General features: G+C 61.1%; 15 protein-coding genes and 1 pseudogene. 8 read left to right on the top strand and 8 right to left on the bottom strand.

Annotated elements, in window-relative coordinates; genetic code table 11:
* Position 1 precedes the first annotated feature (1 nt).
* Together ABLV04_RS12895 and ABLV04_RS12890 are read left to right on the top strand one after the other, a co-directional pair.
* Positions 2-1,489: an altronate dehydratase family protein gene (locus ABLV04_RS12895; RefSeq protein ID WP_048335389.1), complete on the top strand. Its 1,488-nt coding sequence runs from the start codon at positions 2-4 to the stop codon at positions 1,487-1,489.
* 130 nt (positions 1,490-1,619) lie between these two features.
* Positions 1,620-2,174 carry a YgjV family protein gene (locus ABLV04_RS12890; RefSeq protein WP_044524823.1) on the top strand — a complete coding sequence of 185 codons (555 nt, stop codon included), beginning with the start codon at positions 1,620-1,622 and terminating at the stop codon, positions 2,172-2,174.
* Between the two features lie 15 nt (positions 2,175-2,189).
* Here ABLV04_RS12890 and sstT read toward each other — a convergent pair whose 3' ends face one another.
* From sstT to ABLV04_RS12865, 5 genes are all read right to left on the bottom strand, one after another.
* Positions 2,190-3,437, bottom strand: a complete 1,248-nt coding sequence (sstT, locus tag ABLV04_RS12885; protein WP_023291085.1) for a serine/threonine transporter SstT — start codon at positions 3,435-3,437, stop codon at positions 2,190-2,192.
* Between the two features lie 267 nt (positions 3,438-3,704).
* Positions 3,705-4,676, bottom strand: a complete 972-nt coding sequence (locus tag ABLV04_RS12880) for a TerC family protein (RefSeq protein WP_004188496.1) — start codon at positions 4,674-4,676, stop codon at positions 3,705-3,707.
* Between the two features lie 272 nt (positions 4,677-4,948).
* Entirely contained in the window at positions 4,949-5,938 is a 990-nt protein-coding gene (locus ABLV04_RS12875; RefSeq protein WP_023291084.1) for a Gfo/Idh/MocA family oxidoreductase, read from the bottom strand.
* Positions 5,939-6,011: 73 nt separating this feature from the next.
* Positions 6,012-6,512 carry a M48 family metallopeptidase gene (locus ABLV04_RS12870; RefSeq protein ID WP_032454156.1) on the bottom strand — a complete coding sequence of 167 codons (501 nt, stop codon included), beginning with the start codon at positions 6,510-6,512 and terminating at the stop codon, positions 6,012-6,014.
* Positions 6,513-6,531: 19 nt separating this feature from the next.
* Positions 6,532-7,134, bottom strand: a complete 603-nt coding sequence (locus ABLV04_RS12865) for a helix-turn-helix domain-containing protein (protein WP_023291082.1) — start codon at positions 7,132-7,134, stop codon at positions 6,532-6,534.
* Positions 7,135-7,177: 43 nt separating this feature from the next.
* Between ABLV04_RS12865 and ABLV04_RS12860 the strand changes: the two genes are divergently transcribed.
* The 3 genes and pseudogenes from ABLV04_RS12860 to ABLV04_RS12850 all read left to right on the top strand — a co-directional run.
* A complete protein-coding gene (locus ABLV04_RS12860; protein ID WP_023291081.1) occupies positions 7,178-7,885 on the top strand; it encodes a B3/4 domain-containing protein in 708 nt (235 codons plus the stop codon).
* An 85-nt stretch (positions 7,886-7,970) separates the two neighbouring features.
* Complete coding sequence (rlmG, locus tag ABLV04_RS12855) at positions 7,971-9,101, top strand: 23S rRNA (guanine(1835)-N(2))-methyltransferase RlmG (RefSeq protein ID WP_180266145.1); 1,131 nt, start codon at positions 7,971-7,973, stop codon at positions 9,099-9,101.
* A 197-nt stretch (positions 9,102-9,298) separates the two neighbouring features.
* Positions 9,299-9,862 (top strand): annotated as a pseudogene (locus ABLV04_RS12850) (methyltransferase); the annotation flags it as partial.
* A gap of 108 nt (positions 9,863-9,970) precedes the next feature.
* Here the strand turns inward: ABLV04_RS12850 and ABLV04_RS12845 are convergent.
* The 3 genes from ABLV04_RS12845 to lsrR all read right to left on the bottom strand — a co-directional run bounded on the left by ABLV04_RS12845 (position 9,971) and on the right by lsrR (position 14,807).
* Complete coding sequence (locus ABLV04_RS12845) at positions 9,971-11,992, bottom strand: NADPH-dependent 2,4-dienoyl-CoA reductase (protein WP_147734070.1); 2,022 nt, start codon at positions 11,990-11,992, stop codon at positions 9,971-9,973.
* A gap of 207 nt (positions 11,993-12,199) precedes the next feature.
* Positions 12,200-13,798: an autoinducer-2 kinase gene (gene lsrK / locus ABLV04_RS12840; RefSeq protein WP_023291078.1), complete on the bottom strand. Its 1,599-nt coding sequence runs from the start codon at positions 13,796-13,798 to the stop codon at positions 12,200-12,202.
* A 37-nt stretch (positions 13,799-13,835) separates the two neighbouring features.
* The gene (lsrR, locus tag ABLV04_RS12835) at positions 13,836-14,807 is read right to left on the bottom strand and encodes a transcriptional regulator LsrR (RefSeq protein ID WP_004206105.1); all 972 of its coding nucleotides are present in this window, start codon (positions 14,805-14,807) and stop codon (positions 13,836-13,838) included.
* A 218-nt stretch (positions 14,808-15,025) separates the two neighbouring features.
* Between lsrR and lsrA the strand changes: the two genes are divergently transcribed.
* Genes lsrA through lsrD form a run of 3 tightly spaced genes read left to right on the top strand, consistent with a single transcriptional unit; the run spans position 15,026 to position 18,543 of the window.
* Positions 15,026-16,513: an autoinducer 2 ABC transporter ATP-binding protein LsrA gene (gene lsrA / locus ABLV04_RS12830; protein ID WP_147734071.1), complete on the top strand. Its 1,488-nt coding sequence runs from the start codon at positions 15,026-15,028 to the stop codon at positions 16,511-16,513.
* On the top strand, positions 16,510-17,544 hold the full coding sequence (lsrC, locus tag ABLV04_RS12825) for an autoinducer 2 ABC transporter permease LsrC (protein WP_023291075.1): 1,035 nt from the start codon (positions 16,510-16,512) through the stop codon (positions 17,542-17,544). The genes lsrA and lsrC overlap by 4 nt, the downstream gene beginning before the upstream one ends.
* The gene (lsrD, locus tag ABLV04_RS12820; protein WP_147734072.1) at positions 17,545-18,543 is read left to right on the top strand and encodes an autoinducer 2 ABC transporter permease LsrD; all 999 of its coding nucleotides are present in this window, start codon (positions 17,545-17,547) and stop codon (positions 18,541-18,543) included.
* Positions 18,544-18,547: the final 4 nt, after the last annotated feature.

Here is an 18,547-nt window from a genome sequence, read left to right as displayed (position 1 = left end):
TATGCAATACATCAAAATCCATTCGCAGGATAACGTCGCGGTCGCGCTGGCGGATATGACGGCCGGTAGCGTGGTGACGATCGACAATGACCCGGTCACCCTCGGTCAGGATATCGTTCGCGGACACAAGTTTGCACTGCGCGCTATCGCGAAAGGGGAAAACGTCGTTAAGTATGGGTTGCCGATTGGCCATGCGCTGGCGGATATCGCGCCGGGCGAGCATGTCCATGCGCACAATACGCGCACCAATCTCAGCGACCTTGACGCGTATCGCTATCAACCGGAGCAGGTTGCCCAACCGCCGCAGCCAGCGGATCGCGAAGTGCAGATTTATCGTCGCGCCAATGGCGACGTCGGGGTGCGCAATGAGCTATGGATCCTGCCGACCGTCGGCTGCGTCAACGCCATGGCCCGTCAGATGCAGAACCGTTTTCTGAAAGAGGCGAACGGCGCCGAAGATATCGATGGGGTGCATCTCTTCAGCCATACCTACGGTTGCTCACAGCTCGGGGACGACCACATCAACACCCGCACCATGCTGCAGAATATGGTCCGCCATCCGAACGCCGGAGCGGTGCTGGTGGTGGGCCTTGGCTGTGAAAACAACCAGGTGGATGCTTTTCGCGAAACGCTGGGCGAGTATGATCCGCAGCGCGTGCACTTTATGGTTTGTCAGCATCAGGACGATGAAGTGGAGGCAGGGGTGGCGCATCTCCACCAGCTGTATGACGTGATGCGTCAGGATAAACGCCAGCCGGGCAAGCTGAGCGAGCTGAAGTTTGGCCTCGAGTGCGGTGGGTCGGACGGCCTGTCCGGCATCACCGCTAACCCGATGCTGGGGCGCTTCTCAGACTATGTGATCGCCAACGGCGGCACCACCGTGCTGACCGAAGTGCCGGAGATGTTCGGCGCCGAACAGCTGCTGATGAGCCACTGCCGCGACGAAGCGACCTTCGACAAGCTGGTGACCATGGTCAATGACTTTAAGCAGTACTTTATCGCTCACGACCAGCCTATTTACGAAAACCCTTCGCCGGGCAACAAGGCCGGGGGGATCACCACCCTCGAAGATAAGTCGCTGGGCTGTACCCAGAAAGCGGGCTCCAGCCAGGTGGTGGATGTCCTGCGCTACGGCGAGCGTCTGAAGGTACATGGTCTGAACTTGCTGAGCGCGCCGGGCAATGATGCCGTCGCCACCAGCGCGCTGGCCGGCGCCGGCTGCCATATGGTGCTGTTCAGCACCGGCCGCGGCACGCCGTACGGCGGCTTTGTGCCGACGGTGAAGATCGCCACCAACAGCGAGCTGGCGGCAAAGAAAAAGCACTGGATCGACTTTGATGCCGGACAGCTGATCCACGGCAAAGCGATGCCGCAGCTGCTGGAGGAGTTCGTGGACACCATTGTGGCTTTCGCCAACGGCAAACCGACCTGTAATGAGCGGAATGACTTCCGCGAGCTGGCCATCTTTAAAAGCGGTGTTACCCTGTAAAGGCGCATTCATATTGGCGCCCGGGCGGCGTTGATCGCGCATTGGCCTGATAGCGCAGCGTCATCGGGTAAGCAACAGCGGCGTTTCAGCCTGTGAAGCGCCGTTTGTTTTTTTCTCTCAGGGAGCTTTCATGACCGCATATTGGCTGGCCCAGGGCGTCGGCGTCATCGCCTTTCTTATCGGCATTACCACCTTTATCAACCGCGACGAACGTCGCTTCAGGCTTCAGCTGGCGGTCTATAGCGGCGTTATCGGCGTCCATTTCTTCCTGATGGGCGCCGCGCCTGCCGGGATGAGCGCCGGGCTTAATGCGCTCCGCACGGTTATTTCCCTGCGCACCCGCAGCCTGTGGGTGATGACGCTCTTTATCCTGCTGACGCTGATCCTCGGCCTTGGCAAGCTGCAGCATGCTATGGAGCTGCTGCCGATTATTGGCACTGTCGCCAGCACCTGGGCGCTGTTTCGCTGTAAAGGGCTGACCGTCCGCTGCGTGATGTGGTGCTCCACCGCCTGCTGGGTGACGCATAACCTGTGGCTGGGTTCCATCGGCGGGACGCTGATTGAAGGCAGCTTCCTGATCGTCAACGGCCTGAATATTATTCGCTTCCGCCGGATGCAAAAGCGGGGTATCGATCCGTTCAGGGTTGAAAACGCGGTGCAGGAAGAGAGCCCCTCCGCGCGGTAGCGGAGGGGAAAGGCATTAGCTACGCAGGGCGTTTTTCGCCAGCTGGTCGTCTTCCGCCATGCAGGCGGCGGCGGTAAACAGGGCGTCGGTGGAGGAGTTCAGCGCGGTTTCGCAAGAATCCTGCAGCACGCCGATAATAAAGCCGACGGCAACCACCTGCATCGCCACATCGTTCGGAATACCAAACATATTACAGGCCAGCGGGATCAGCAGCAGCGAACCGCCCGCCACGCCGGAGGCGCCGCAGGCGCACAGCGAAGCGACCACGCTCAGCAACAGCGCCGTCGGCAGATCCACCGGAATATTCAGCGTATGGACCGCCGCCAGCGTCAGCACGGTGATGGTGATTGCCGCGCCCGCCATATTGATGGTTGCCCCCAGCGGAATGGAGACCGAATAGGTATCGCGATCCAGGTTCAGTTTCTCACACAGCGCCATATTCACCGGAATATTAGCGGCGGAGCTGCGGGTGAAAAACGCGTAGACGCCGCTTTCGCGCAGGCAGGTCAGCACCAGCGGATAGGGGTTGCGGCGGAGCTTCCAGAACACCAGCAGCGGATTAATCACCAGCGCTACCAGCAGCATACAGCCCACCAGCACCAGCAGCAGCTGGGCGTAACCCCACAGGGTTTCAAAACCGGTAGTCGCCAGGGTGGAAGAGACCAGACCGAAGATCCCCAGCGGCGCAAAGCGGATCACCACTTTAACGATAAAGGTCACCGCGTGGGAGACATCGTTGATCAGGTTTTTAGTGGTGTCGTTACCGTGACGCAGGGCGAAGCCAAGGCCCACCGCCCACACCAGAATACCGATATAGTTGGCGTTCAGCAGGGCGTCGATCGGGTTGGACACCATGCTCATTAGCAGGCCGCGCAGCACCTCAACAATCCCCGACGGCGGCGTGATGCTGTCGGCGGCGGTGGTTAAGTGCAGGGTCGAGGGAAAGACAAAACTGAACAACACCGCGGTCAGCGCCGCGCTGAAGGTGCCCAGCAGATAGAGAAACAGAATGGGGCGGATACTGGTTTTTTGTCCGTGCTGATGGTTGGCGATCGAGGCCATGACGAGCATCAATACCAGCACCGGCGCTACCGCTTTTAACGCGCCGACGAACAGGGTCCCCAGCAGGCCGACGGCGATAGCCGCAGGCTTAGAGACCAGCGCCAGCAGCACGCCAAGTACCAGGCCGACTAAAATTTGTTTCACCAGGCTGCCTTGTGCCAGGCGGGAAAGCCACCCTGATGAGGGAGTGCGTGTGGTCATAATTCATTCCTTCCAGTGATGTAGCAAGCCATCCCAGCCACGTATTATTTGTTACGTTTATGTCAGGATGTAAGTATATGTTTGCATAGTCGAGTATACGGAAAGAATGACGGGCGGGAAGCGCAAAATACTGTGATTTTAATCTGGATCTTATTTTTTAACTATGTAGCAACATAATTGTGACATGAGCAGGCATTATCGTTACGAAAAGATCTGCTATAGCCGATTACCGCGCCGCCAGCGGGGGCCGACGGCGCGCCAGGCAGGTTACTCAGGCAGTTTGCGCTGCTTGTCGTGCTGCTTGTTGACCCAGGCGTTAATCAACAGCGTGACGGTCAGGATACCACCCACGACCCCCAGCGAGATGGCGACCGGGATATGGTAGAAATCGACGATCAGCATCTTCACGCCAATAAACACCAGGATCACCGACAGGCCATATTTAAGCATTGAGAAGCGCTCAGCGACCCCCGCCAGCAGGAAGTACATGGCGCGCAGGCCAAGAATGGCAAACAGGTTCGAGGTCAGCACGATAAACGGGTCGGTGGTGACCGCGAAGATCGCCGGGATACTGTCGACGGCGAATATCACATCGCTCAGCTCGACCAGAATCAACACCAGCAGCAGCGGCGTGGCGAACAGCACCCCGTTTTTACGGGTGAAGAAGCGCTCGCTCTCGATTTTATCGGTCATTCGCAGATGGCTGCGGATCCAGCGCACCAGCGGTTTGTCGCCGATGCCGGAATCGTCCTCTTTCGCCAGCGCCATCTTCACGCCGGTAAACAGCAGGAAGGCGCCGAAGACGTACAGCAGCCAGTCGAACTGGGAGATAAGCCAGCTGCCGGCGAAGATCATAATGGTGCGCAGAACAATCGCCCCGAGGACGCCATACACCAGCACCCGGCGCTGCAGTGCAGGCGGCACGGCGAAGTAGCTGAACAGCATCAGCCAGACGAAGACGTTATCGACCGCCAGCGCTTTTTCAATCAGATAGCCGGTGAGGAAGGCCAGGGCCTGCGGATCGGCGACGGCGCGGCCCTGGGTTTGCACCAGATACCACCAGAACGCGGCGTTAAACAACAGAGAAAGTGTGACCCAGAGGATAGACCAGCCAGCGGCCTGCTTCATGGTCATGCTATGCGAACCGCGTCGTCCCTGAAGCAGCAGGTCGATCGCCAACATGATCGCGACGACGACAGCGAATCCACCCCATAGCAACGGCGTGCCGACAGTATTCATTTGATATTCCTTACATAAAAACAAAAACGGCTGACGTCGGAAGACGGCAGCCGCTGCGCTTTTATGCATAGACCTCGCCTTCCGGCAAGGTCTCACTTACAACAACCAAAGTTCATCGCGATGGGCTTTGGTAATTGCCCGGCGACCGGATGCGGTGTTACACGCATCGTAATGACGATCGGCCGGCAAGGAAGTTACTCCCCTTTGCTCGTAACAAAATATGTCACGGGGCGGTTTTCGTCAATGGCGGCCAGACGGGCCTTTACACTCTTTTACGCCAGCGGCTGCGTATCGGCCGGGAAGATCACCCCGGTCTGGCGACGAATTTCGCTCGACAGTTTCGCCGTGATACGGCTCACTGCCAGGCCCGGATGGTCGACATCCTCTGTTTCCACCAGCCGCGCGAAGGTCTCCGCCTCGTACAGCATAGTATTGATATGCTGCGGCTGCGTCAGGTCCTGGGCTTTGCCGCCGCGCGGCACAAACGCCAGCTTCTGGCACTCGGAGATTTTTTCGATCACTAATACGCCGTCTTCGCCCTGAATTTCACTGGGGATCGCCGAGTCGCTCACCTTGGAATGATGCAGCGTCACGTCGAAGTCGCCGTAGCTCAGCACCACGGTGCCCTGGGCGTCCACGCCGCTGTCCAGCAGGCTGGCGGTGGCATGAACGGCCCGCGGTTCGCCCCACAGCGCCACAGCGGACGCCAGGCAATAGAAGCCGATATCCATAATCGAACCGTTGGAGAACGCCGGATTAAAGGTGTTGGGGTTTTCGCCGTCGAGGTAGCGCTGGTAGCGCGAAGAGTACTGGCAGTAGTTAATGAAGGCTTTACGCAGTTTACCCACTTTGCCGAGGGTTTCCTTCAGCAGCAGAAAGTTGGGCAGGCTGGCGGTTTTGAAGGCTTCAAACAGCACCACGTTGTTGGCTTTCGCCACCGCGATGGCCGCCTCGACCTCCTGCAGATTCGACGCCAGCGGTTTTTCGCAAATGACGTGCTTTTTGTGGCTCAGGAACAGCCGCGTCTGCGGGAAGTGCAGGGAGTTCGGGCTGGCGATATATACCGCGTCAATGGCGTCGCTTTGCGCCAGCGACTCCAGCGAGGTAAACAGATGCTCGACCGGATAGTCATTGGCGAAGGCTTGCGCCTGTTCGAGGCTGCGGGAGTAGATGGCGGTAAGTTTATATTTGCCGGTTTCATGGGCGGCATCGACAAACTGCTTAGTGATCCAGTTTGTGCCAACAACTGCGAAACGTATCATAAACGGTGACGAACTCCATTAAAGGGAACCTGTCGTCACTCTATCATGCCCCCATGACAAAACCAGTGCGTGACTACGCAGAACGATTTAACGAAAGGTGCGTCAGCCACAGGCGGGTGTCGAACTCCAGCTGATGGTACTGCGGCTCCATATGGCAGCACAGCTGGTAGAAGGCTTTGTTGTGCTCCTTCTCTTTCAGATGCGCCAGTTCATGGACCACGATCATCCGCAAAAAGTCCTCCGGCGCGTCGCGAAATACCGTCGCCACGCGGATCTCCGCTTTGGCTTTCAGCTTGCCGCCCTGAACGCGGGAAATGGCGGTATGCAGGCCGAGCGCATTGTTCAGCACGTGGATCTTACTGTCATACATCACTTTGTTGATCGGCGCCGCGCCGCGCAAAAAGCGGTTTTTCAAATCCTGGGTGTACTGATATAGCGCTTTATCGCTGTTAACGTCGTGCCCATGCGGATAGCGCTTTTGCAGCACCTCTCCAAGGCGGTTTTGCTCGATTAATGTGGTCACCTGCGCCAGCAGCGATTCAGGATAGCCCTGTAAATAAATGAGTTTTGTCATCGTCTTATCATTATGTCTGTCAGGAGGGCAGTTCAGCCACGGTCATGGTAAAGACCAGCGGCGCGGGCCCCGCATTCCGGTACCCGTGCTCTGTTTCGGTACGGGCCACCGCGGATTCCCCGGCCGCCACCGTGCGGCAGGTCTCGCCAAGCGTCAGCGTCAGCGTGCCGGCTTCCACGTGCAGCAGCTCGAAGGTCGTCGCCGGATGGCCGGGCGAGGTAAAGGCTTCGCCGGGCTGCATCTCCCAGCGCCACAGCTCAATCATATTCGGCCCGGCGGTGCCGGCGAGGAGCCTGGCGCTGCCCCCCAGCGGGCCTTGCCAGAGGGTGGGGATCTGCTCGGCGGGAATAATATGCAACGCGGGTTCGCTAGCCACATTGACAATATCCGCCACCGAGACGCCCAGCGCGGCGGCGAGTTTGCAGAGGATCGCAATGCTGGGGTTGGCGGCCTCTTTTTCCATCTCGACCAGCATGCCTTTGCTGATGCTGGCCCGGCGCGACAGCTCGTCCAGCGACATTTTTTTCGCTTTACGGTAGGCCTTCAGCCGCGTGGCGACGGCGCGACTTACCTGGTCGACATCAGATCCTGAATCGGTCGTTATATTGACTTTTACGTTCATTGGTCACTATGATGAAACAAATTGGTCATTACAGGATTATCGAATGCGTAGCGTAACGCCGTCAATCGAATCTGCGGTCAGCCGCCTGGCGCCGGGCTTTCGGGCATTAAGTATTGTGGTGGAGAGCGCGCCGGTGGCCAATCCCGCCGTCGCGGAACAGGCGCTGGCCGAGGCCTGCCTGGCGGTGCAGCAGGATGATGTGCCCTGGGCGCAAGCGCACCTGGCGGCATGGGATGAAGCGTTCAGCGCCTTCGGCGCGAAGGCGAAACGTACCCCCTGTTCGGCGCAGGCGCTGCGCAAGCGGGTGCTGAAAGAGGGGAGCCTGCCGGCCATCGATCCGGTGGTGGATATCTACAACGCGATCAGCATTCGCTATGCCATCCCGGTCGGTGGGGAAAATCTGGCCGCCTACCGTGGCGAACCGCGGCTGGCCATTGCCCGCGGCGATGAGCCATTCGATACGCTAAAATCGGCAGAGCCGGTGGTGGAATATCCGGAGCCGGGCGAAGTCATCTGGCGGGATGATATAGGCGTAACCTGCCGACGCTGGAACTGGCGGCAGGGCGTACGCACCCGGCTGGACAGCGGCGCGCAGACGATGTGGTTTATTCTCGAAAGCCTGCCGGCGATGCCGTTGTCGGCCCTGCATGAGGCGGGAGAGCGGCTGGTAGGCTATCTGCAGCAGCTGATGCCCGGCGCCCGCGCCTCGATAACGCTGCTGCGAGCCGATGACGAGGGCGATCTACGCTGAGCGGCGATGATCAGCGATCTCTCTTCAACTGGACAGGATTTGCGTATAAACTCGCGGGTTTTACTATTCCGGAGGCGGAGAGGCGATGAGCCAGGCAGAGTTAAATGGTGAGTTATTCACATTAGAGCGGTTCCCACCTAACGCTGAAGAAGAAGCGCTTCAGGCGTGGGAAGCGGCGGATGAATATCTGCTGCAACAGGTGAATGACGTCGACGGCCTGACGCTCATCTTCAACGACGGCTTTGGCGCGCTCGCCTGCGCGCTGGCGGAACGTAACCCGGTGAGCATCAACGACTCCTTTATCTCCGAGCTGGCGACCCGCCACAACCTGCGGATGAACGGCATTGATGAAGAGAGTGTGCGTTTTCAGGATAGCCTGAGCCCGCTGCCGGCCGCGCCGGCGCTGGTGCTGATTAAGGTGCCAAAGCAGCTGGCGCTGCTGGAACAGCAGCTGCGCGCCCTGCGCGCAGTGGTGACGCCGGAAACCCGCATTATCGCCGCGGCGAAAGCGCGCGATGTGCATAACTCGACGCTGGCGCTGTTTGAAAAGATCCTCGGCACCACCACCACCTCGCTGGCGTGGAAAAAAGCGCGTCTGATCCACTGCGTTTTCACCGCCCCTGAGCTTGCCGATGCGCCGCAAACCTACAGCTGGAAGCTGGACGGCACGCCGTGGACCATCCACAACCATGCCAACGTCTTTGCCCGCAGCGGTCTGGATATCGGCGCGCGCTTCTTCCTGCAGCATTTACCCTCTGATTTAGAAGGCGAGATCGCCGATCTCGGCTGCGGCAACGGAGTGATTGGCCTGCAGGCGCTGGCGCAGAACCCCCATGCCCGCGTGATGTTCACCGATGAGTCGCACATGGCGGTGGCTTCCAGCCGGTTGAACGTTGAGCACAACCTGCCGGACGCTATTGACCGTTGTGAATTTATGGTCAACAACTCGCTCTCCGGCATTGAGCCGGACCGCTTTACGGCGATCCTGTGCAATCCGCCGTTCCACCAGCAGCACGCCATTACCGACCATATCGCCTGGCAGATGTTTAACGACGCTCGCCGCAGCCTGAAATACGGCGGCGAGCTGTACGTCGTCGGCAACCGTCATCTCGACTACTTCCGTAAGCTGAAGCGCGCTTTTGGTAACTGCACGACGATTGCGACGAACAATAAGTTCGTGATTTTGAAAGCGACGAAGGTGCGTAAACAGCGCTGATCCGTGTGGCTATTTCCCCGGCTTGCGGCTGTCGCCTTAGCCGGGCTACCGACTGTCGCTTTAGCCGGGCTACCGACTGTCGCTTTAGCCGGACTACTGACTGTCGCCTTAGCCGGGCTACCGACTGTCGCCTTAGCCGGGCTACCGACTGTCGCCTTAGCCGGGCTACTGACTGTCGCCTTAGCCGGGCTACCGACTGGAAGCTGGACGGCACGCCGTGGACCATCCACAACCATGCCAACGTCTTTGCCCGCAGCGGTCTGGATATCGGCGCGCGCTTCTTCCTGCAGCATTTACCGTCTGATTTAGAAGGCGAGATCGCCGATCTCGGCTGCGGCAACGGAGTGATAGGCCTGCAGGCGCTGGCGCAGAACCCCCATGCCCGCGTGATGTTCACCGATGAGTCGCACATGGCGGTGGCTTCCAGCCGGTTGAACGTTGAGCACAACCTGCCGGACGATATTGACCGTTGTGAATTTATGGTCAACAACTCGCTCTCCGGCATTGAGCCGGACCGCTTTACGGCGATCCTGTGCAATCCGCCGTTCCACCAGCAGCACGCCATTACCGACCATATCGCATGGCAGATGTTTAACGACGCCCGCCGCAGCCTGAAATACGGCGGCGAGCTGTACGTCGTCGGCAACCGTCATCTCGACTACTTCCGTAAGCTGAAGCGCGCTTTTGGTAACTGCACGACGATTGCGACGAACAATAAGTTTGTCATTTTGAAAGCAACGAAGGTGCGTAAACAGCGCTGATCCGTGTGGCTATTTCCCCGGCTTGCGGCTGTCGCCTTAGCCGGGCTACCGTTCGGGATTATCGTGGTAGCCCGGGGAAGGCGCATCGCGCCGCCCCCCGGGACACGGCTAAATCGCCAGCGCCAGCTTCGTGCCCTGGGCAATCGCCCGGCGCGCATCCAGCTCCGCCGCCACGTCGCAGCCGCCGATCAAATGCACCGTTTTTCCCGCCGCGCGCAGCGGATCCGCCAGTTCACGGCGCGGCTCCTGACCGGCGCAGATCACGACATGATCCACCGCCAGCAGCTGGCGCTCGCCGCCGATCGTCACGTGTAATCCCTCATCATCGATCTTCTCATAGCTGACCGCCGGGATCATTTTCACGCCGCGCGCCAGCAGCGTGGCGCGGTGGATCCAGCCGGTGGTTTTGCCGAGCCCGTCGCCCGGTTTGCTCGCCTTGCGCTGCAGCATCACAATCTGTCGCGGGCTTTGACTCAGCTGCGGGCCTTCAGAACGCAGCCCGCCCGCCGTCCGCAGGCTGGTATCGATACCCCATTCGCGACAGAACTCGCCGATATCCTGGCTGGTGGCCCCCCCCGACTGGCTTAAATACATCGCGGTGTCGAAGCCGATGCCGCCGCAGCCGATAATCGCCACCTTCGTGCCAACCGGCGCTTTATCGCGTAAGACATCCAGGTAGCTGAGCACCTTGGGATGATCGATCCCGACGATCGCCGGCAGGCGCGGGGCAATGCCGGTGGCGAGGATCGTCTCATCGAACGCCAGCAGATCGTCTGCCGTGACGCGGGTGTTCAGACGTAGATCGACGCCGTTAAGATCGAGCATTCTACGGTAGTAGCGCAGGGTTTCATGAAACTCCTCTTTGCCGGGGATCTGTTTGGCGATATTAAACTGGCCGCCGATCTCCGGGAGGGCATCGAACAACGTGACGTGATGACCGCGGGCGGCGGCGTTAACCGCGAAGGCCAGACCGGCAGGCCCGGCGCCGACCACCGCCAGCCGCTTAGGGGCGTTGGCAGGCAGGACCGGCATCAAGGTTTCATGGCAGGCGCGCGGGTTGACCAGACAGGAGGTGACTTTGCCGACGAAGATCCGATCGAGACACGCCTGGTTGCAGCCGATGCAGGTGTTGATCTCATCGGCGCGATCGCTCTGCGCTTTCGACATAAATTCGGCATCGGCAAGGAACGGGCGGGCCATTGAGACCATGTCGGCATCGCCGCGGGCGAGGATCGCCTCCGCGACCTGCGGATCGTTGATGCGGTTGGTGGTGATCAGCGGGATCGACACCGCGCCCTTCAGTTTGCGGGTGACCCAGCTAAAGGCGCCGCGCGGTACCGGAGTGGCGATGGTCGGAATGCGCGCTTCGTGCCAGCCGATGCCGGTGTTGATGATCGTCGCCCCCGCCGCCTCGATGGCTTTGGCCAGCGCGGTGACTTCCGCCAGCGTGCTGCCGTCGTTAACCAGATCGAGCATCGACAGACGGTAGATGATAATGAAATCGTGACCGGCGCGCTGGCGCACGGCCTTGACTACTTCAACGGCGAAACGCATCCGGCGCGCGTAATCGCCGCCCCATTGATCGTTGCGCTGGTTAGTGCGCGCGGCGAGGAATTCGTTAATCAGATAGCCCTCAGAGCCCATCACCTCCACGCCGTCATAGCCTGCTTCCCGCGCCAGCTGGGCGCAGTGGGCAAAATCATCGATCAGCGTGAGGATCTCATCGTGGCTCAGCTCATGAGGGGTGAACCGGTTAATCGGCGCCTGCAGAGAAGAGGGGGCGACCAGCGCGGGCTGGTAGCTGTAGCGCCCGGTGTGCAGGATCTGCAGGGCGATTTTACCGCCTTCCTGATGTACCGCGTCGGTGATCTGGCGATGATGCGCCAGATGGCTGACATCGTTGAGTACCGCGCCGCCGGCCATGGTCACCCCGGACGGGGCGGGCGCGATGCCGCCGGTGACGATCAGCGCCACGCCGTGCCGCGCGCGCTCGGCGTAAAAGGCCGCTAACCGTTGCGCGCCGTCGGGCAGTTCTTCCAGACCGGTATGCATGGAGCCCATCAACACGCGGTTTTTGAGGGTAGTGAAGCCCAGCTCAAGCGGGGCGAAAAGCGACGGATAGCGGCTCATAATGGCTTCCAATGTAAAATTATTGTTATGTGGTCGGATGAGTTACTAATTTAGCCGTCGTGAAGAAAAAGGGAAAAGGGGAGTGCGGTGATTGTGATGGGATTCAAAGAACGGCGAAGCGTTGCCTCTCTCCCAAAGGGAGAGGGGCAAGCGGGCACTGAAAATCAGGCTTCGCGCTGAACGGTTCCCTCTCCCGCCGGGAGAGGATTAGGGTGAGGGGGAAGACACAGCGCGCTGGCGGCGTTCGAGGCCCGGCGCCTGCCACATCGACGTTGTCAGCCCGCTATCGACAAGACCAAGCTGATCGGCATAGACCGACTGCCATTTACTCATCATCTCCTGATACAGCTCGCGATGCTGCGGATTAGGGGTGAACTCGCGGTGCCAGCTCACTAACTTTTCTCCGGCGCTGGCCATGTCGCCGTACAGCCCGGCGCCAGCGCCGGCGGCGATGGCGCAGCCGAGGGCGGTGGCTTCGCGGACCACCGGCACCCGCACCGGCAGGCCGGTGACGTCGCTGAGGATCTGGCTCCACAGCGCTCCCTTCGAGCCGCCGCCGGCAAACACCAGGCTATCGAAAGTCACCCCGGAAAACTGCGATATCTGCGCCAGGTTGCAGGCGGAGACAATCGCCGCGTTCTCCTCCAGGGCGCGGAACAGAGTGGCTTTATTGCACTTCTCCGGATCGATGGAGAGGTTAATAAACGACGGCGCGGCGTGGTACCACTGCTTAAAGTGCATGGCGTCGGAAAAAATAGGCATCACGCCGTGGGAACCGGCGGGTACGCGGCTGGCCATCTCCTCCAGCAGCGAATAGGCATCGACGCCGAGGCGCTCGGCAATCAGCTTTTCTTCAGCGCAGAAGGCGTCGCGGAACCAGCGCATGGTCAGGCCGGTAAAAAAGCTGATGGACTCCGCCTGCGCCATGCCGGGAATGACGTGAGGGTTAACGCGAATATTCATCTGCGGGTCGGTGCGCACCTGCGGCAGATTCACCACCTGCTGCCAGAAGGTGCCGCCGAGCACTGCGCTTTGTCCGGCGCGCACCACCCCGAGCCCCAGGCAGCCGAGCTGCACGTCGCCGCCGCCCATCACCACCGGCGTCCCGGCGCGCAGGCCGCTCTGCTGGGCTGCCGCTTCGGTGACGGCGCCCAGCAGCGTGCCGGTCTCTTTCACCGGCGACAGCATATCGGCGCGTAGCCCGGCCATATCCAGCAGCGCCGGACGCCAGTCGCGGCTGAACAGATCGAGCATGCCGGTGGTGCCCGCGTTTGACGGGTCGACCGCCAGCTCGCCGGAAAGCTTCGCCGCCAGCCAGTCGCTGATCATGGTGATGGTCGCCGCCTTGCGGTAGATATCGGGTCGATGGTGCGCCAGCCACAGCAGGCGCGGCATCGCGCTGAGCGCCAGCGTTTGCCCGGAGACCTCGTACACCTCGGATTCAAAACGATAGTCGTGGATCTCTTTAAGCTCCGCGACTTCGCGGCTGGCGCGGGCATCAACGTTGGCGCAGGCCCAGATGGCCTCGCCGTTGCGGTCATAGAGGACGATCCCTTCGCGCATCGAACAGCAGGCGACGGACTGAATATCGGCGGGAGAGAGCCGGGCGGCGTCGAGCGCCTGGCGAATGCACTGGCAGGCCAGCTGCCAGTTGGTGGTAAGGTCGAACTCCATCGAGCCGGGGACGTTATCGACGCTCAGGTGTTTCCATTCGGCCTGGCCCACCGCCAGCTGGCGGCCATTGAGATCGAAAATGACCGCCCGAATGCTGCCGGTCCCGGCATCTAACGCTAACAGGTAACTCATGACATGCGCCTCGCTGTTGTCGCGCGGCGCCGGGCCTTCAGGAGGCCAGCGCGAGCACCGCGCGTGCTGTTGTCTCTTCCGTTACCAGGCCATTAATCCGCTTGCCAATCAGAGCGGCATGAATCGCCTGCGCTTTTTGTTCTCCCCCGGCGACGCCGACGATGGTCGGCAGCTGCGCCAGCTCATCCAGGGTCACGCCGAGCAGTTCCCGATGGATCTCCAGCCCCTCTACCGGCCGGCCGTCGGCCTGCAGGAAATAACCTAAAATGTCGCCGACCGCCCCTTTGCGGGCGTACATCAGCTGTTCGCCCTCGCTGATATAGCCGGAGCGCAGAATGGTCGCGTCGCGCCGCTGATCGATAGCGCCAATGCCAACCACCGCCGCGTCCGCCGCCGTCGCCGCCAGCATCACATCGCGCACGCTGGATTCGCGGCGCAGGATTTCGGCGACCTCCGCCGACGAGACCCGCAGCGGCGCCGGAATAATGCTCACACTGCAGGCGGCATCCAGCTGACCGATGCCGGTCATATAGGGGCCGACGCCGCCGGAGAGGGTCACCAGCCGCACCTGCTGCGAGCCGATAAAGCCGCTGAGATGCTGCAGGCAGCTCATGGTGGCTTCGCCGAAGCCGACCGCCAGCAGCTGTCCCGGTTGCAGAATCCCCATCAGCGACTGCGCCGCGCCGATCCCCAGCCGGGTATTCATCGGCGGGGTGTTGAGCGCCGGCAGCACGCGAGCAATCTTGAGGCCAAAGCGCTGCTGGAGTTCGCTTTCCAGCGCCAGACAGCCTTCATAGCGCGAGTTGATCTGCACGCGGATCACCCCGGACTGGCGACCCTTCTCCAGCAGGCGGGAAATCTTCAGCCGCGGCAGCCCCAAACGCTCGCCGATGTCGTTTTGCGTCAGGCCGTCGTGGTAGTAACACCACGCCACCCGCGCCACCAGCTCTTCCTCGGCTAACGCCAGCCCGGCGTAGCGATGGTCTTCCGTAATGCGTTTTTCGCTCATAAATTGAACTCTTATAAAAATTTAGATCATATGTTCGCTATTGCGCGGCCGGAAAGTGTGAGCCGACTGGCAAAACGGATCTTTCCTCTCTGGCCCCTTTTTTCCGGACGATCTAAAGCGCCAAACTGTGATCTTCGCACGGTTGTAAATATAGTTCACCGTCTACGCTTTTGAACATTATTAAATTTAAAAATCATTTGTTCAAACGAGGCGCGACGATGAAGCCACTGCTTGAAGCTCGCCAGATCCGCAAACAGTTCTCCGGCGTTGCCGTGCTGAAGGGCATCGACTTTACGCTATGCGCGGGCCAGGTGCATGCGCTGATGGGGGGCAACGGCGCGGGTAAATCGACGCTGATGAAGATCATCGCCGGCGTCGAAACCCCGGATAGCGGTGAACTGACGATCGGCGAACGCGCGTTTGCGCGCCTTAACCCGGCGCTGGCCCACCAGCTGGGCATCTATCTGGTGCCGCAGGAGCCGATGCTGTTTCCCAACCTCAGCGTGCGCGAGAACATTCTTTTTCGTCTGCCGAAGCGGGCGGATACCGCCGCGCGGCTGCAGGAAAAACTGCAGCAGCTGAACTGCCAGATCAACCTGGACGCCAGCGCCAGCACGCTTGAGGTAGCCGATCAACAGATGGTCGAGATCCTGCGCGGCCTGATGCGCGAGGCGCGGATCCTGATCCTTGATGAACCCACCGCCTCTTTAACGCCGGGCGAAACGGAAAGGCTGTTTCAGCAGATCCGGGCATTGCAGGGGCTCGGCGTGGGGATCGTCTTTATCTCGCACAAACTGCCGGAAATCCGCCAGCTTGCCAGCCATGTGTCGGTGATGCGCGATGGGGCGGTAGTGCTCAGCGGCGAAACGGCGGGCTACGGCGACCAACAGCTTATCAGCGCCATGACGCCGGCCAGCCGCGACCATGCGCTGAGCGACACGCAAAAGCTGTGGCTGGCGCTGCCGGGCAACCGCCGCACCCAGGCGCAGGATTTTCCCGTTTTGCGGGTGGAGGATCTCACCGGCGAAGGTTTTATCGATCTCAGTCTGGAGATCCGCGCCGGGGAGATCGTCGGCCTCGCCGGGCTGGTGGGATCCGGGCGCACCGAATTTGCCGAAACCTTATACGGCCTGCGTCCGCCGCGCGCCGGGCGGATCTGGCTGGAGAACCGCGAGATTAGTCAGGAGAGCACCCGCGCCAGGCTGGCCAGCGGGCTGGTCTATCTGCCCGAAGACCGCCAGGTCTCCGGGCTGTTTCTCGATGCGCCGGTGCGCTGGAACACGGTGATGTTCAATCAGCCGTCGTGGTGGCAGCAGGGGAAACGGGAGGCGGCGGTGGTCGAACGCTATCACCGGGCGCTGGGGATCAAGCTGGCCGATGGCGATCAGCCGGTGCGTACCCTCTCCGGCGGCAACCAGCAGAAGGTGCTGCTGGCGCGCTGTCTGGAGGCTAACCCGCTGCTGTTGATTGTTGATGAACCGACGCGCGGCGTGGATGTCTCCGCCCGCGCCGATATCTATCAGTTGCTGAAAAGCGTTGCCGCGCAAAATGTGGCGGTGCTGATGATCTCCAGCGATCTGGATGAGTTCGTTGGCCTGGTCGACCGGGTGTTAGTGATGCATCAGGGCCGCTACAGCGGCGAACTGGCGCGGCAGGCGGTGACCGTCGATCGCATGATGACCCTGGCCTTTGGAGGGCAGGCATGAAAACGTTACTCAAGAATCGCGAACTGAGCGCCTTCTTCGCCATCGTGGCGCTGTTTGCCGTGCTGGTGGCGCTCAATCCGGCCTATTTCAGCCTGCAGACGCTGGCGATGATTTTCGCCAGCTCGCAAATCCTGTGCCTGCTGGCGCTGGGGGCAACGCTGGTGATGCTGACCCGCAATATCGACGTGTCGGTGGGCTCCACCGTTGGCCTGAGCGCCATCGCCGTTGGGGTGGCGCTGAACAACGGCTACGGGCTGGCGACGGCGATCGCCTTCGCGCTGGCGATTGGCGCGCTGGCCGGGGCTTTTAACGGCCTGCTGGTGGTGGGGCTGCGCATTCCGGCGATCGTCGCCACCCTCGGCACGCTGGGGTTGTATCGCGGGGTGATGTTGCTGTGGACCGGCGGGAAATGGATCGAAGGCTTGCCCGATAGCCTGAAATCGCTCTCGGAGCCGCTGTTTATCGGCGTCTCGCCGCTGGGCTGGCTGGTGCTGGCGCTGCTGCTGGCGGGAGCATGGCTGCTGTCGCGCACCGCCTCTGGGCGTGATTTCTATGCCGTTGGCGATAACCTCGCCGCTGCCCGCCAGCTGGGCGTGGCGGTCAACCGCACGCGGATGCTGGCCTTTACCCTCAACGGTATGCTGGCGGCCTGCGCCGGGATCGTCTTCGCCGCGCAGATTGGCTTTGTGCCCAATCAGACCGGCAGCGGCCTGGAGATGAAAGCCATCGCCGCCTGCGTGCTGGGCGGGATTTCGCTGCTCGGCGGTACCGGCACCCTGCTCGGCGCGTTTCTCGGCGCCTTCTTCCTCACCCAAATCGACACCGTGCTGGTGCTGTTCCGCCTTCCCGCCTGGTGGAATGACTTTATCGCCGGCCTGGTACTGCTCGGGGTGCTGGTCCTTGATGGCCGCTTGCGCCAGGCGCTGACCCGCCATCAGCGGGCGCTGAAGTACAGCCGTTTCCAGCCCGGCAACAAAGGGGGCAAACAGGTTGCCCGCTTTCCCGAACGCAAAAGCAAAGAGGTGGCGTAAATGAAGCTGAAGCTTAACTGGGAAAGCGCGCTGCTGGCGTTGTTAGTCGTGGAAATCCTGCTGTTCGGCGCGCTGAATCCGCGCATGCTGGATCTCAATATGCTGCTCTTTAGCACCAGCGACTTTATCTGCATCGGCATCGTCGCGCTGCCGCTGACGCTGGTGATCATCAGCGGCGGGATCGATATTTCGCTGGGCTCGACCATCGGCCTGTGCGCCATCGCCCTCGGGGTGATGACCCAGGCGGGCTGGCCGCTGTGGCTGGCGGTGTCGCTGACGTTGCTGCTGGGGCTGCTGTGCGGGTTAATCAACGCCGCGCTGATCCACTACACCGGCATCAGCCCGCTGGTGATCACCCTCGGGACGCTGTATCTGTACGGCGGCGGCGCGCTGCTGCTTTCCGGCATGGCCGGCGCCACCGGCTATGAAGGGATCGGCGGCTTTCCCGACAGCTTCACCGCCTTCGCCAATTTAACCCTGGGCGGGCTGCCGCTGCCGCTGGTGCTGTTCGCGGTCATCACCTTTCTCTTCTGGCTGCTGGCCCATCGCGGGCGCTTTGGCCGCCATCTTTTTTTACTCGGGCAAAACCCGCGCGCCGCCCGCTATGCCGCGCTGTCGGTCAACGGCATCCCGTATGTGCTGTATGGCCTGGTGGGCGTGGCGTCGGCAGTGGCGGCGCTGGTGATGGTCTCCTATTTTGGCTCGGCGCGTTCGGATTTAGGCCGTGACCTGCTGATGCCGGCGCTGACCGCGGCGGTGCTCGGCGGGGCCAATATTTACGGCGGCTCGGGATCGATACTGGGTACCGCGCTGGCGGCATTGCTGGTGGGGTATCTGCAACAGGGTTTACAGATGGTCGGCATCCCCAACCAGGTGTCGAGCGCGCTGTCAGGGGCGCTGTTGGTGGTGGTGGTGATGGGGCGTTCGCTGAGCCTGCACCGTGAATGGGTGCGCGCGACCTGGCGGTGTCTTTTCTCGCGTAAAACAATCGGAGCATAAACAT

The organism is Klebsiella sp. JN_Kp127, from assembly GCF_040062505.1.
Lineage (GTDB): Bacteria > Pseudomonadota > Gammaproteobacteria > Enterobacterales > Enterobacteriaceae > Klebsiella > Klebsiella quasipneumoniae.
This window is presented reverse-complemented; position numbering and strand designations above follow the sequence as displayed.

Bases quoted from the DNA above. Each gene is read 5' to 3' on its own strand.
- ABLV04_RS12895 (WP_048335389.1), top strand. From the start codon at position 2: ATGCAATACATCAAAATCCATTCGCAGGATAACGTCGCGGTCGCGCTG.
- ABLV04_RS12890 (WP_044524823.1), top strand. From the start codon at position 1,620: ATGACCGCATATTGGCTGGCCCAGGGCGTCGGCGTCATCGCCTTTCTT.
- sstT (WP_023291085.1), bottom strand. From the start codon at position 3,437: ATGACCACACGCACTCCCTCATCAGGGTGGCTTTCCCGCCTGGCACAA.
- ABLV04_RS12880 (WP_004188496.1), bottom strand. From the start codon at position 4,676: ATGAATACTGTCGGCACGCCGTTGCTATGGGGTGGATTCGCTGTCGTC.
- ABLV04_RS12875 (WP_023291084.1), bottom strand. From the start codon at position 5,938: ATGATACGTTTCGCAGTTGTTGGCACAAACTGGATCACTAAGCAGTTT.
- ABLV04_RS12870 (WP_032454156.1), bottom strand. From the start codon at position 6,512: ATGACAAAACTCATTTATTTACAGGGCTATCCTGAATCGCTGCTGGCG.
- ABLV04_RS12865 (WP_023291082.1), bottom strand. From the start codon at position 7,134: ATGAACGTAAAAGTCAATATAACGACCGATTCAGGATCTGATGTCGAC.
- ABLV04_RS12860 (WP_023291081.1), top strand. From the start codon at position 7,178: ATGCGTAGCGTAACGCCGTCAATCGAATCTGCGGTCAGCCGCCTGGCG.
- rlmG (WP_180266145.1), top strand. From the start codon at position 7,971: ATGAGCCAGGCAGAGTTAAATGGTGAGTTATTCACATTAGAGCGGTTC.
- ABLV04_RS12845 (WP_147734070.1), bottom strand. From the start codon at position 11,992: ATGAGCCGCTATCCGTCGCTTTTCGCCCCGCTTGAGCTGGGCTTCACT.
- lsrK (WP_023291078.1), bottom strand. From the start codon at position 13,798: ATGAGTTACCTGTTAGCGTTAGATGCCGGGACCGGCAGCATTCGGGCG.
- lsrR (WP_004206105.1), bottom strand. From the start codon at position 14,807: ATGAGCGAAAAACGCATTACGGAAGACCATCGCTACGCCGGGCTGGCG.
- lsrA (WP_147734071.1), top strand. From the start codon at position 15,026: ATGAAGCCACTGCTTGAAGCTCGCCAGATCCGCAAACAGTTCTCCGGC.
- lsrC (WP_023291075.1), top strand. From the start codon at position 16,510: ATGAAAACGTTACTCAAGAATCGCGAACTGAGCGCCTTCTTCGCCATC.
- lsrD (WP_147734072.1), top strand. From the start codon at position 17,545: ATGAAGCTGAAGCTTAACTGGGAAAGCGCGCTGCTGGCGTTGTTAGTC.